An 11,482-nucleotide genomic window follows, 5' to 3' on the forward strand; every position below is an offset into this window, starting at 1 on the left:
CCGGTCAGGGCTGGAAGCGGTACCCCATGCCGGGCTCGGTGAGCAGGTGGACCGGGCGGGCCGGGTCCCGTTCCAGTTTCTTGCGCATCTGGGCCATGTACTGGCGCAGGTAGTGGGTCTCCTTGAGGTAATTGGAACCCCAGACCTCCGTCAGCAGCCGCCGCTGGGTGATGAGCTTGCCGGGGTTGCGGACCAGGATCTCCAGCAGGTGCCACTCGGTGGGCGTCAGCCGCACGCCGCCGGAGACGGTCTTGTCGACCAGGTCCACGATCCGGTCGCCGACGCGGATCTGGGCGAGTTCCGCGTCGTTCGGCGCGCTGCGCCGGGAGACCGCCCGGATGCGGGCGAGGAGCTCGTCGATGCCGAACGGCTTGGTGACGTAGTCGTCGGCCCCGGCGTCCAGCGCGTCGACCTTGTCGGAGCCTCCGGTACGGCCGGAGAGCACGATGATCGGGACGGTGGTCCAGCCGCGCAGGCCGTGGATGACGTCGATCCCGTCGAGGTCGGGCAGGCCGAGGTCGAGCACGACCAGGTCGGGGTGCCAGTCGGCGGCCTGCCGCAGGGCCCCGCCGCCGTCGGGGGCCACGGCCACGTCGTAGTGGCGCGCGGCGAGGTTGATGCGCAGGGCGCGCAGGAGCTGGGGCTCGTCGTCGACGACGAGGACGCGGGTCACGGTCGTTCCGCCGCGCCGGCCCCGTCGCGCGGCCGCGCGCGGGAGGAAACGGGAAGTGTCAGGATCATGGTGAGACCACCCCCTGGAGTCTCGTCCGGTAGCAGGGTGCCGGCCATCGCCTCGGCGAGCCCCCGGGAGAGCGCGAGGCCCAGGCCGACGCCGGTGTGGTTGTCGCGGTCGCCGAGCCGCTGGAAGGGCATGAAGACCCGGTCGTAGGCGTCGGGCGGGATGCCCGTACCGCGGTCGACGACGCGGATCTCCACGTGGTCGCCGTACTCTCCGGCCATGACGAGGACCTTCCGGTCCTCGGGGCTGTAGCGGACGGCGTTGGACATCAGGTTGACCAGGATCCGTTCCAGCAGCGCCTGGTCGGCGACGACCTCGGGCAGCGCGACGGAGAGATCCGTCTCGATCCGCGACGACAGGGGGCCGAGGTCGTCGACGGCGCGCGGCACGATCTCCTCGAGCGCGGTCGGCTCCAGCCTCAGCCCGAGCACCCCGGCCTGCAGGCGGCTCATGTCGAGCAGGTTGGCCACCAGGCGGTCCAGCTTGGCCAGGGACTCGTCGGCCGTGGCGAGCAGCTCCTCCCTGTCGTCCGGCGACCAGTCGATGCCGGTGTTGCGCAGGCTCTCCACGGCCGCCCTGGCCGAGGCGAGCGGGGTGCGCAGGTCGTGGCTGACCGCGGCGAGCAGCGCGGTGCGCATCCTGTCGGCCTCGGCCAGCGGCCTGGCCCGCTCCGCCTCCGCCTCCAGCCGGTCCTGGCGCAGCGCCACCGCCGCCTCGGCGGCGAACGCCTCCAGCACCCGCCGGTCGGAGGCCTCCAGCAGCCTGCCCCGGATGGCCAGGACGAGCCGCTCGTCGACGGCCACGTCGGTCTCCGCGACCCCCGGGCAGGTGCAGGGCGCGTCACCGGCGGTGGCCACGATCCGCCACGCCTCGGGGTCGGACTGGTCGTCGGGACCCGGCTCGCCGGTGCGTTCCAGCAGGGTGACCGAGGCGAGCCCGAAGGTCTCCCGCAGCCGGGCGAGCAGCGAGGCGAGCGCGTGCTCGCCGCGGAGCACGTGACCGGCCAGGGTGGAGAGGACCTCCGCGTCGGCGCGGGCACGGGCCGCCTCCCGGGTACGGCGGGCGGCGACGTCCACGACCGCGCTCACCATGACGGCCACCAGCACGTAGACGCTCAGCGCGAACAGGTTCTCCGGGTCGGCGATGGTGAAGCGGTCGACCGGCGCGGTGAAGAAGTAGTTGAGCAGCAGGAAACCGAGCACCGCGGCGGTGACGGCCGGCCACATGCCGCCGGCCAGTGCGACCACGACCACCATGAGCAGGAAGAGCAGTATGTTGCTCGGCAGGTTCACGTCGCCGCGTAAGGGATGCAGCGCCAGGGTCAGCAGCGGCAGCCCGAGGATCGCGAGGACCCAGCCCGCCACCCGGCGGGTGCGGGTCAGCGCGGCCCGCGACGGAGCGCGGCCGCGCCCCCGGCTCACCCTGTCGTGAGTGATCATGTGGACGTCGATGGACCCGGACCGCGCGGTCGTGGTCACCCCGACCCCCCGGGAGAGGATCTGCGCGAACCGGCCGCGCCGGGAGGCCCCCAGCACCAGCTGGGTGGCGTTGACGCCGCGCGCGAAGTCCAGCAGGGCGGTCGGGACGTCGTCACCGACGACCTGGTGGTAGGTGCCGCCCATGTCCTCCACCAGCGTGCGCTGGCGGGCCGTGCTCGCCGGATCGGCGCCGGCCAGGCCGTCGGCGCGCGTGACGTGCACGGCGAGCAGGTCGGCCCCCTTGCTCCTGCCCGCGATCCTGGCGGCCCGCCGCACCAGCGTGTCGCCTTCCGGGCCGCCGGTCAGCGCGACCACGACGCGCTCGCGCGCCTCCCAGGTGCCGGCGATGCCGTGCTCGGCGCGGTAGCGGTCGAGCTGGGCGTCGACCTTGCCCGCCACCCACAGCAGCGCCAGCTCGCGCAGCGCGGTCAGGTTGCCGACCCTGAAGTAGTTCGACAGGGCCGCGTCGACCTTCTCCGGCGCGTACACGTTGCCGTGGGCCATCCGCCGCCGCAGCGCCTCCGGCGCCATGTCCACCAGCTCCACCTGGTCGGCGCGGCGCACCACCTCGTCGGGTACCGTCTCGCGCTGGACCACCCCGGTGATCTCCTCGACCACGTCGTTGAGCGACTCCAGATGCTGGATGTTGACGGTGGAGACGACGTCGATGCCCGCGTCGAGGATCTCCTCGATGTCCTGCCAGCGCTTGGCGTTGCGCGAGCTCGGCACGTTGGTGTGGGCCAGCTCGTCGACCAGGGCGACCGCAGGCCTCCTGGCGATGACGGCGTCCACGTCGAGCTCGGTGAACACGCTCCCCCGATGGACCATGCTCGCGCGCGGGACGACCTCCATGCCGTCGACGAGTTCCGCGGTGCGGGGGCGGCCGTGGGTCTCGACGAGCGCCACGACGACGTCGGTGCCTCGCGCGAGGCGGCGGCGGCCCTCGCAGAGCATCATGTACGTCTTGCCGACACCCGGCGCGGCCCCGAGATAGACGCGCAGCCGCCCCCGCCCCCCGCTCATCGGTCGAGCGCCAGGTTGAGCTCGAGGACGTTCACCGCCGGCTCTCCCATGAAGCCGAGGGGGCGGCCGGTGGTGTGCGCCGCGATCAGCCGCCGCACCGTCCCCACGGGCATGCCGCGCTCCCTGGCGACGCGGGCCGCCTGGAGGTCGGCGTACGCGACGGAGATGTCCGGGTCGAGGCCGGAACCGTTGGCGGTGACCGCGTCGGCGGGCACCACGGCCCTGGCCGTGCCCCGGACCGGGACGGTGCGCCCGGCCGCGTAGTCCTCGCCGGGCCTGCCGCACTCGACCCTCACGCCGCGGTACTCGGCGACGAACGGGGTCGCGGGGCAGGCCTGGTTGACGCTGACGGCCCGGGTGGGGGCGCCGACGGCGGGGAAGACCTTCAGCACGGCGCCGACTCCGTCGGGCGTGCAGTACGGCCGGGCGCCGCTCACCCCCTCCAGCGCCCCGACGGCCCTGGAGCGGGCACAGACCTGGGTGAGCAGGCTCTGTCTCCCCTCAGCCCCCAAGACGTCCACGACGTCCTCGGGCCCGAGGTTGCTCGCGGCGGTGGAGAGCATGTCGTAGCCGTCACCGGCCGCCGACGGCCTGCTCTGGAAGTACCTGCCGACCGGCCTGCCGTCGGCGTCGGTGAAGTTCTGGCCGACGATCGCGCTGCCCACGTCCTTCCCGTCCTTCTGGACGAGGGAGCCGTTGGCCCCGTCGTTGAACACGGCCTGGGCGACGCCGGTGACCACCAGCGGGTAGGCGGCCCCGGTGACCAGGGTGAGGACGAGCAGCGCGCGGAGCGCGGCGAGATGCCGGCGGATCCAGCTGGGCATGCGTTCCATTTATGACATCCCCGGAAGGAACTGGATGAGAAGGTCTATCAGCTTGATGCCGACGAAGGGCACGACGATGCCGCCCAGACCGTAGACGTAGAGGTTGCGGCTGAGCAGCTTCGACGCGCTGGAGGGGCGGTAGCGCACGCCGCGCAGGGCGAGCGGGATCAGCGCCACGATGACGACCGCGTTGAAGACGACCGCAGACAGGATCGCCGACTGCGGGCTGGACAGGCGCATGACGTTCAGCGCGTCCAGGCCCGGGTAGACGGCCGCGAACATCGCGGGAATGATCGCGAAGTACTTGGCGACGTCGTTGGCGATCGAGAAGGTCGTCAGCGCGCCGCGGGTGATGAGCAGCTGCTTGCCGATCTCGACGATCTCGATGAGCTTGGTCGGGTTGGAGTCGAGGTCGACCATGTTGCCGGCCTCCTTGGCGGCCGAGGTGCCGGTGTTCATCGCCACCCCGACGTCGGCCTGGGCGAGGGCGGGCGCGTCGTTGGTGCCGTCGCCGGTCATCGCGACCAGCCTGCCGCCCTCCTGCTCCGATCTGATCAGGGCGAGCTTGTCCTCGGGCGTGGCCTCGGCGAGGAAGTCGTCCACGCCCGCCTCGTCGGCGATGGCCTTCGCCGTCAGCGGGTTGTCGCCCGTGATCATGACGGTGCGGATGCCCATCCTGCGCATCTCGTCGAAGCGCTCGCGCATGCCCTGCTTGACGACGTCCTTGAGGTGGACGACGCCCAGGACACGCGCCTTCCCTTCGACGACCTCCCCGACCACGAGCGGGGTGCCGCCGGAGCCGGAGACGGCGTCGACGATGCTCCCCACCTCGCCGGTGGGGTGGCCGCCGTGCTCGCGTACCCACTTCATCACGGCGGTGGCGGCGCCCTTGCGAACAAGGCGGCCGTCGAGGTCGACGCCGCTCATCCGGGTCTGCGCGGTGAACCCGATCCACTCGGCGTGGGCGAGCTCCCCGGGCTCGCGCTCTCTGAGGCCGTACGCCTGCTTGGCGTGGACCACGATGGAGCGGCCCTCGGGGGTCTCGTCGGCGAGGCTGGCCAGCTGCGCGGCCGCCGCCAGCTCGTCGGCGGAGACGCCGGGGGCGGTGAGGAACTCGGACGCCTGCCGGTTGCCCAGCGTGATGGTGCCGGTCTTGTCCAGCAGCAGGGTGTTGACGTCGCCCGCCGCCTCGACCGCGCGGCCGCTCATCGCGAGGACGTTGCGCTGGACGAGGCGGTCCATGCCCGCGATGCCGATCGCCGACAGCAGCGCCCCGATGGTGGTCGGGATGAGGCAGACCAGCAGCGCGACCAGCACGATGCCGGTGACGCCGTCCCCGGTCAGGGCGAGCGAGTCCGGTACGCCGGGGTTCTGGGCCTTGGCGTAGATCGCCAGCGGCTGCATGGTCGCGGTGGCGACCAGGAAGATGATCGTCAGGGCGGCCAGCAGGATGTTGAGGGCGATCTCGTTGGGCGTCTTCTGCCGGTCGGCGCCCTCGACCAGGGCGATCATCCGGTCGATGAAGCTCTCGCCGGGCCGCTGGGTGATCTGGACGACGATCCGGTCGCTCAGCACCTTCGTACCGCCGGTCACCGCCGACCTGTCGCCACCCGACTCGCGGATGACCGGGGCGGACTCGCCGGTGATGGCCGACTCGTCCACCGAGGCGATGCCGTCGACCACGTCGCCGTCACCGGGGATGATCTCCCCCGCCTCCACGACGACGAGGTCGCCCCGCAGCAGTTCGGAGGCTCCGACGACGTCCCACTCGGCGGAGTCGCGCCCGCGCAGCCGCCGCGCCGTGGTGTCGCGCTTGGCGGCGCGCAGCGTGGCCGCCTGGGCCTTGCCGCGTCCCTCGGCGACGGCCTCGGCCAGGTTGGCGAAGATCACCGTCAGCCAGAGCCACACCACGGTGGCCCAGGCGAAGAACGACGGGGTGAGCACGGCGAGCACCGTGGTGAGGACCGCGCCGATCTCGACGATCAGCATCACCGGGTTGCGCCAGAGCGTGGCCGGGTTGAGCTTCCTGAGCGCCTCGGGCAGCGAGGTGACCAGCTGCCGGGGATCGAGGAGGCCCCCGCCCACCTTCCCGTCCTTCTCGCCCTCCTCCGGGGCGGGGGTGCGGCCCGGCGCCTCGAGCGTCTGGGTGGTCATCACTGGATTCCTTCCGCGAGCGGGCCGAGCGCCAGGGCGGGCAGGAAGGTCAGCGCGACGAGGATCACCGTCACGCCGACGACCATGCCGACGAACTGCGGGCGGTGCGTGGGCAGCGTGCCCGCCGAGACGGGCACCGGTGCCTGCCCGGCCAGGGATCCGGCCAGGGCGAGAACGAAGACGATCGGCAGGAAGCGGCCGAAGGCCATGCACAGGCCGAGCACCACGTCGTACCACGGCGTGTTGACGGTGATGCCGCCGAACGCGGAGCCGTTGTTGTTGGACGCGCTGGTGAAGGCGTACAGCACCTCGGAGAAGCCGTGCGGGCCGCTGTTGAGCATGCTCGCCCGCTGCTCGGCCGAGCCCATCGCCAGCGCCGTGCCGGTCAGCACGAGCAGCGGCGTGACCAGGAAGTACATCGCGGCGAACTTGATCTCGCGGGAGCCGATCCGCTTGCCCAGGTACTCGGGGGTGCGGCCGACCATGAGCCCGGCCACGAAGACCGTGATCACGGCGAGGACGAGCATGCCGTACAGGCCCGCGCCCGCGCCGCCGGGGGCGACCTCGCCGAGCATCATGTTGAACATCGTGAGCATGCCGCCGAGCGCGGTGAACGAGTCGTGGAAGGAGTTGACCGCTCCGGTGGAGGTGAGCGTGGTGGCGGCGGCGAAGGTGCCGGAGTTGGGCACGCCGAAGCGCACGTCCTTGCCCTCCATCGCCGCGCCCACCGCCTGCGGGACCGTACCGCCGTGGGCGATCTCCAGCCCGGTCAGCAGCGCGACGCTCGCCAGCGCCAGGGTTCCCATGATCGCGACGATCGCGTAGCCCTGCCGGGTGTCGCCGACCATGCGGCCGAACGTGCGGGGCAGCGCGAACGGGATCAGGAAGATCGCGAAGATCTCGAACCAGTTGGTCCAGGCGGTGGCGTTCTCGAACGGGTGGGCCGAGTTGGTGTTGTAGAACCCGCCGCCGTTGTTGCCCAGCTCCTTGATGATCTCCTGGCCGGCCACCGGGCCGCCGGTGATCGCCTGGGTGCCGCCGGTCAGGGTGGTCACCTCGTGCGGGGAGGCGAAGTTCTGGATCAGGCCGCCGGCCAGCAGCACGACCGCGCCGACGAGGGCGAGCGGCAGCAGGACGCGGACGGTGCCGCGGACCAGGTCCACCCAGAAGTTGCCGAGCTCCTCGGTCCTCCTGCGGGCGAAACCGCGGACCAGCGCGATCGCCACCGCCATGCCCACCGCGGCGGACACGAAGTTCTGCACCGCCAGGCCGGACATCTGCACCAGGTGACCCATGGTCGACTCGCCCGAGTACGCCTGCCAGTTGGTGTTGGTGACGAAGCTGACGGCGGTGTTCCAGGCGACGTGGTCGGGCACCGGGGCGAGGCCCAGCGACAGGAACAGCCTGTCCTGCAGCCGCTGCAGCCCGTACAGGAACAGGACGGAGATCACCGAGAAGGCCAGCAGGGCGCGGGCGTAGACGCCCCACCTCTGCCCTGCGTCCGGCCGGGCACCGACGAGCCGGTAGATCACCCGCTCGACGGCGAGGTGCCTCGTACCGGTGTAGACGCGGTACATGTGGTCGCCCAGCGGCCGGTGGACCAGCGCGAGGGCGACGACGAGGGATCCGACGAACAGGATCCCGGCCGTGGTCGAGGACATCAGAAGCGCTCCCTCATCAGAAACGCTCCGGGAAGAGCAGTGCCGCGACCATGAAGATCACCAGACCGGCGACCACCACCAGGCCGACGGCGTTGACGGCGCTCACAACCGTTCCACCGCCCTGACGACCAGCCCGAGGATCACGAAAACCGCGACCGTCAGGGCGACGAAGATGACGTCTGCCATCCCCACTCCTCGAATCCGGGGTTCACTCGCCGCCGCCCGACGGGCGGGGCATACGTAAGGGAACCGCCGTTTTTCGCACTTGCTGCGCGTCTTGACGGGTCCCATACGCCCCGGCCCCGAGGCTTGACACCTCCCTTACGCGAGACCCGGACGACCCCGGACCGGATCCCGTACGGCCTTTCGGCAGCCGTACGGGATCCGGTCCGGGGCGCGAGCGGTCACGACGCCGGCGCGGTGGTGCCCGCCCGGCGCGGCTTCACGCAGCGCGGCTCGACCCGGTCGGCGAGGCGGCGCAGGGCCACCGCGGTCAGCCGGCGCACCGCGGCGCCGCGCCGCCGCCGCGGGCGCTCGGGCACTGTGGGCGCGTTCGGACGGGCGGACAGCACGTGACGTCTGGTCGCCTTGTCAGCCAAGATCATCGCGACTGGATCGAACATCGGACACTCCTTTCGGACGGGGTCGGCCGAGACCCGGACAACGAGTTCGGCGGACAGGACGACCAGGCACTACGCGAGGCCGGCCGGCGAGATCGCGCGGGAACCGGCCGGCCGGGCCCCGGTCCTTGCTTCAACCGGCCGGGCGCCGGCCCCTACTTCAACCGGTCCTGCAGGGCGGCCAGCGGACCGTCCCAGTCGCGGGCGAGCACGGCGAGGAACTGCTGCGCCACCTTCATCGGCGCGGAGTCCACCCGGTAACGGACCCGGCGCCGCTCCCCCGGCTCGGCCACCACCAGCCCCGCCTCGGCCAGCAGGGCGAGATGCTTGGCGATGGCCTGCCGGGTGATCGGCAGCTGGGCGGCCAGATCCGTCGCGGTGGCCGGCCCCCCGGCCGCGAGCGCGGCGAGGATCCCCCGCCGGCTCGGATCGGCCAGGGCGGTGAAGACCTCCTGCGCCACCGCCTCCAGGTCAGGCATGTCCGTCGAGGTACGCGACCAGCTCGCCCAGCTCGTTCGTCCAGCCCTTGGTGTTGCCCGAGTAGGCCGCCTTGTGGGCTTCGGCGTCCGGCAGCTGCGCGAACCCGCTCTCGACCATGGTCAGCGTGGTGCCGGCACCGGCGGGCTCCAGCGTGAACTCCACGTAGGTGCGTCGCGGATCGCCGTCGGGAAGGCCGGCGACCGGCCAGGTGTAGCCGAAGACGCGCGGCGGCTCGAGGCGCTCGATGGTGAGGGTGGCGGTGTCTCCGCTGTCCCAGACGAGCTTGGCCTCGCCGCCGACGCGCAGGTCGACCTCGGCGCGGTTCCCGAACCAGGTGCCCAGGCCCTCGGCGGTGGTCAGCGCCGCCCAGACCCGCTCCGGCGAGTGAGCCAGCTGGACCGTGCGCTCGATGCGATCGGGGAATGTCATGTCCGCCTCCATGTAGCAACCAGTTGGTTGCTACTCAACATATGGCAATCATCTGGTTGCGTCAACCTTCGGGTCCGCCGAGCCCCGCCCCGACGGGCACCTGAGACCCCGGTGGCCGTGAATCTCGCAGGCCACCCCACATGTCGCTCGGCAGGAGGGGGAACGTTCGCCTACCTGCGGAGGGACGGCGGCCTCGTCGTCCGTTCCGACTCGGGCAAGGCCCGGTGGAGCAGCGGCAAGTCGGCGCGTGCCCGCCGCGGGGGCCGTATCCATTCGGCGAAGGGGCTCCTAGCCGGTGACCTCGGCGAACCCGTACGCGCCCGGGTCGGCCAGCAACACCACCCGGCCGGCTTCGACGTCATATCCGAGGACAGGATGGCCGTGATCACCTTCAGGGGTCATCAACACCGACTTCCCGAGTCGCCTCCCGATCGCGGTGAGGAATTCGAGCAGGACGTCCAGCCGCTCCTGGCCCTGCAGTTCCCTCAGGTCGACGTCGAAGTCGATGAACTCGGCGCCGTAAGCGCGAAAGATCGCCAGAATCCCGGGGGCCGGCCAGACCCTCAGGGCCGCACCTCCCGCCCCCTCCGCGATCATCTCGGCCGCGGTCGGTGGAGCCGACGATTCACCGTCCCGGACATACTCGCTCCTCCAGCGCTGGGACCGAACGAGATCGAGAAGCGTCTGCCAGTCCTCGGGACCGGTTCCCTCCACCGCCACATCGGGCAACACCCCGTTGCACCCGGTGTCGAAGAAGAGTTTGACGTCATCCCAGAGCAGATCAGGCATGACCACATCGTCTCTCGAACACCCGCCTCCGGCCGGCGCCGTCCGGCTCCGGGATGGGTCAGGCGGATAGAGGGTGCGCCGCGTGCGCCGCATCGGTGACCCCGTCGAACTCACCGATGCGCCGGCCTCGGGCATGGACGAATCGACCCTCTCCTTCAATCCTCATCCGAGCGGGATTCAAGAACAAGACTGTTCATGGCTGCTCGATTTCATGAGATGCCAGGTATGACCCCCTGGACGAATATGACTCTGCCGATCGTGTTCATCGGCTGGCGCATGTCCGCTGGATCGCCGGGGGCACCGGCGCCGGCAAGAGCACGCCCGGCCGGATTCCGGGGAACCGGCCTCCGGGAGCAGCCATGTCGAGGGGGCCTCACTCCTGACTGCATGGGTCGACGACGGCAGCGGGTCCGATCCGATGCCAAGTGAGCCGTGCTCGTCGCGTGCCCGTCAGGAGGGTGATCGAGGGGAACTCACGGATACTCGAAGCACTCCCTCACAGGTCAGTGTCTTCGCAGCTCAGCGACCAGATGCATGGGAGATTTCCCGAACCGGCAGCGCGGGTTCGACTCCCGTCACCCGCTCCGACGCTCGCCGACACTCACCAGCAACGGACATCCCAACCTCCGCCGTCGTGACCGTTGTCCTGAATCTCAACGATGATTCGCTGACCACCACCGTCTTCCAACGGGGAAGACTGTGACCGAGACAGCGTCCACACGTTGATCTCAAGCGGCCTGTTCCCCTCAACAGGTTCGATCTTCGCTGGCTGGTAGTGCTTCAGTGTCTCCTCTGCCGACATGTATGTGTGGAGATCGAAACGGACCCGATAGCCGCACGTGTCCTTGTGGCCACCACCAGGCATCACCACGCCCTGCCTCTCGTAATCGCCGAAGTCGGTCCCCGGCGGGAGGGGGTGGCTCAGAATCCGGTCCGCGAGACCATCAAGCAGATGATTGTGAAACCACGCGGGCGCCATGATGAGCGCGTAAAGCAGAAGAATCGGCGCGAACACGATCACCATACGGCGAACCCACCGCCGTCGCCGACTCGGCGATGGACGACAGGTCTCATCTTGTGATTCTTCTGGCGAGGTGGCTGACACGGCCACCATCCTCCTATGGACACGAGCACCGGTCTGCTGTCGCCTGCGTACCGGCCGGCGGGAATCGGCGCGCGGGAGGGATCGTTTCCGGAAAGCGTTCAAGATTGGTTCAACGCGGTTTTCAGGTTCATGCGGGCCGCGCCCTAAATGCTTTGCCCGCGGATGGCACGTGCTGGGATG

General features: G+C 70.7%; 12 protein-coding genes. 1 reads left to right on the forward strand and 11 read right to left on the reverse strand.

Annotated elements, in window-relative coordinates:
• Positions 1–4 precede the first annotated feature (4 nt).
• From ACTOQ3_RS13295 to ACTOQ3_RS13340, 10 genes are all read right to left on the reverse strand, one after another.
• Entirely contained in the window at positions 5–673 is a 669-nt protein-coding gene (locus tag ACTOQ3_RS13295; RefSeq protein WP_440083694.1) for a response regulator, read from the reverse strand.
• Positions 670–3,240, reverse strand: a complete 2,571-nt coding sequence (locus ACTOQ3_RS13300) for a DUF4118 domain-containing protein (RefSeq protein ID WP_440083695.1) — start codon at positions 3,238–3,240, stop codon at positions 670–672. Before ACTOQ3_RS13300 ends, ACTOQ3_RS13295 begins: the two co-directional genes overlap by 4 nt.
• Positions 3,237–4,073: a potassium-transporting ATPase subunit C gene (locus tag ACTOQ3_RS13305; protein WP_440083696.1), complete on the reverse strand. Its 837-nt coding sequence runs from the start codon at positions 4,071–4,073 to the stop codon at positions 3,237–3,239. Before ACTOQ3_RS13305 ends, ACTOQ3_RS13300 begins: the two co-directional genes overlap by 4 nt.
• Positions 4,074–6,218 (reverse strand): potassium-transporting ATPase subunit KdpB, encoded by a 2,145-nt coding sequence (gene kdpB, locus ACTOQ3_RS13310; protein ID WP_440083697.1) that lies wholly within the window; start codon positions 6,216–6,218, stop codon positions 4,074–4,076.
• The gene (gene kdpA / locus ACTOQ3_RS13315; protein WP_440083698.1) at positions 6,218–7,879 is read right to left on the reverse strand and encodes a potassium-transporting ATPase subunit KdpA; all 1,662 of its coding nucleotides are present in this window, start codon (positions 7,877–7,879) and stop codon (positions 6,218–6,220) included. Before kdpA ends, kdpB begins: the two co-directional genes overlap by 1 nt.
• 16 nt (positions 7,880–7,895) lie before the next feature.
• Entirely contained in the window at positions 7,896–7,985 is a 90-nt protein-coding gene (gene kdpF, locus ACTOQ3_RS13320) for a K(+)-transporting ATPase subunit F (RefSeq protein ID WP_344745511.1), read from the reverse strand.
• Positions 7,986–8,283: 298 nt separating this feature from the next.
• On the reverse strand, positions 8,284–8,502 hold the full coding sequence (locus ACTOQ3_RS13325) for a hypothetical protein (RefSeq protein ID WP_440083699.1): 219 nt from the start codon (positions 8,500–8,502) through the stop codon (positions 8,284–8,286).
• Between the two features lie 152 nt (positions 8,503–8,654).
• Positions 8,655–8,978 (reverse strand): ArsR/SmtB family transcription factor, encoded by a 324-nt coding sequence (locus ACTOQ3_RS13330; RefSeq protein WP_440083700.1) that lies wholly within the window; start codon positions 8,976–8,978, stop codon positions 8,655–8,657.
• On the reverse strand, positions 8,971–9,408 hold the full coding sequence (locus tag ACTOQ3_RS13335; RefSeq protein WP_440083701.1) for an SRPBCC domain-containing protein: 438 nt from the start codon (positions 9,406–9,408) through the stop codon (positions 8,971–8,973). Before ACTOQ3_RS13335 ends, ACTOQ3_RS13330 begins: the two co-directional genes overlap by 8 nt.
• A 288-nt stretch (positions 9,409–9,696) precedes the next feature.
• Positions 9,697–10,197 carry a hypothetical protein gene (locus ACTOQ3_RS13340; protein ID WP_440083702.1) on the reverse strand — a complete coding sequence of 167 codons (501 nt, stop codon included), beginning with the start codon at positions 10,195–10,197 and terminating at the stop codon, positions 9,697–9,699.
• A gap of 82 nt (positions 10,198–10,279) precedes the next feature.
• Between ACTOQ3_RS13340 and ACTOQ3_RS13345 the strand changes: the two genes are divergently transcribed.
• Positions 10,280–10,426, forward strand: a complete 147-nt coding sequence (locus ACTOQ3_RS13345; protein WP_440083703.1) for a hypothetical protein — start codon at positions 10,280–10,282, stop codon at positions 10,424–10,426.
• A gap of 372 nt (positions 10,427–10,798) precedes the next feature.
• Here ACTOQ3_RS13345 and ACTOQ3_RS13350 read toward each other — a convergent pair whose 3' ends face one another.
• Positions 10,799–11,221, reverse strand: a complete 423-nt coding sequence (locus ACTOQ3_RS13350) for a hypothetical protein (protein WP_440083704.1) — start codon at positions 11,219–11,221, stop codon at positions 10,799–10,801.
• Between the last annotated feature and the right edge of the window lie 261 nt (positions 11,222–11,482).

Origin of the sequence: Streptosporangium sp. LJ11 (assembly GCF_051918945.1) — a bacterium.
In the GTDB taxonomy this organism is placed as follows: domain Bacteria; phylum Actinomycetota; class Actinomycetes; order Streptosporangiales; family Streptosporangiaceae; genus Streptosporangium.

Excerpts from the sequence above, each read along its gene's own strand:
- ACTOQ3_RS13300 (WP_440083695.1), bottom strand. The coding sequence starts at position 3,240 with ATGAGCGGGGGGCGGGGGCGGCTGCGCGTCTATCTCGGGGCCGCGCCG.
- ACTOQ3_RS13305 (WP_440083696.1), bottom strand. The coding sequence starts at position 4,073 with ATGGAACGCATGCCCAGCTGGATCCGCCGGCATCTCGCCGCGCTCCGC.
- kdpB (WP_440083697.1), bottom strand. The coding sequence starts at position 6,218 with ATGACCACCCAGACGCTCGAGGCGCCGGGCCGCACCCCCGCCCCGGAG.
- kdpA (WP_440083698.1), bottom strand. The coding sequence starts at position 7,879 with ATGTCCTCGACCACGGCCGGGATCCTGTTCGTCGGATCCCTCGTCGTC.
- ACTOQ3_RS13325 (WP_440083699.1), bottom strand. The coding sequence starts at position 8,502 with ATGTTCGATCCAGTCGCGATGATCTTGGCTGACAAGGCGACCAGACGT.
- ACTOQ3_RS13330 (WP_440083700.1), bottom strand. The coding sequence starts at position 8,978 with ATGCCTGACCTGGAGGCGGTGGCGCAGGAGGTCTTCACCGCCCTGGCC.
- ACTOQ3_RS13335 (WP_440083701.1), bottom strand. The coding sequence starts at position 9,408 with ATGACATTCCCCGATCGCATCGAGCGCACGGTCCAGCTGGCTCACTCG.
- ACTOQ3_RS13340 (WP_440083702.1), bottom strand. The coding sequence starts at position 10,197 with ATGCCTGATCTGCTCTGGGATGACGTCAAACTCTTCTTCGACACCGGG.
- ACTOQ3_RS13350 (WP_440083704.1), bottom strand. The coding sequence starts at position 11,221 with ATGGTGATCGTGTTCGCGCCGATTCTTCTGCTTTACGCGCTCATCATG.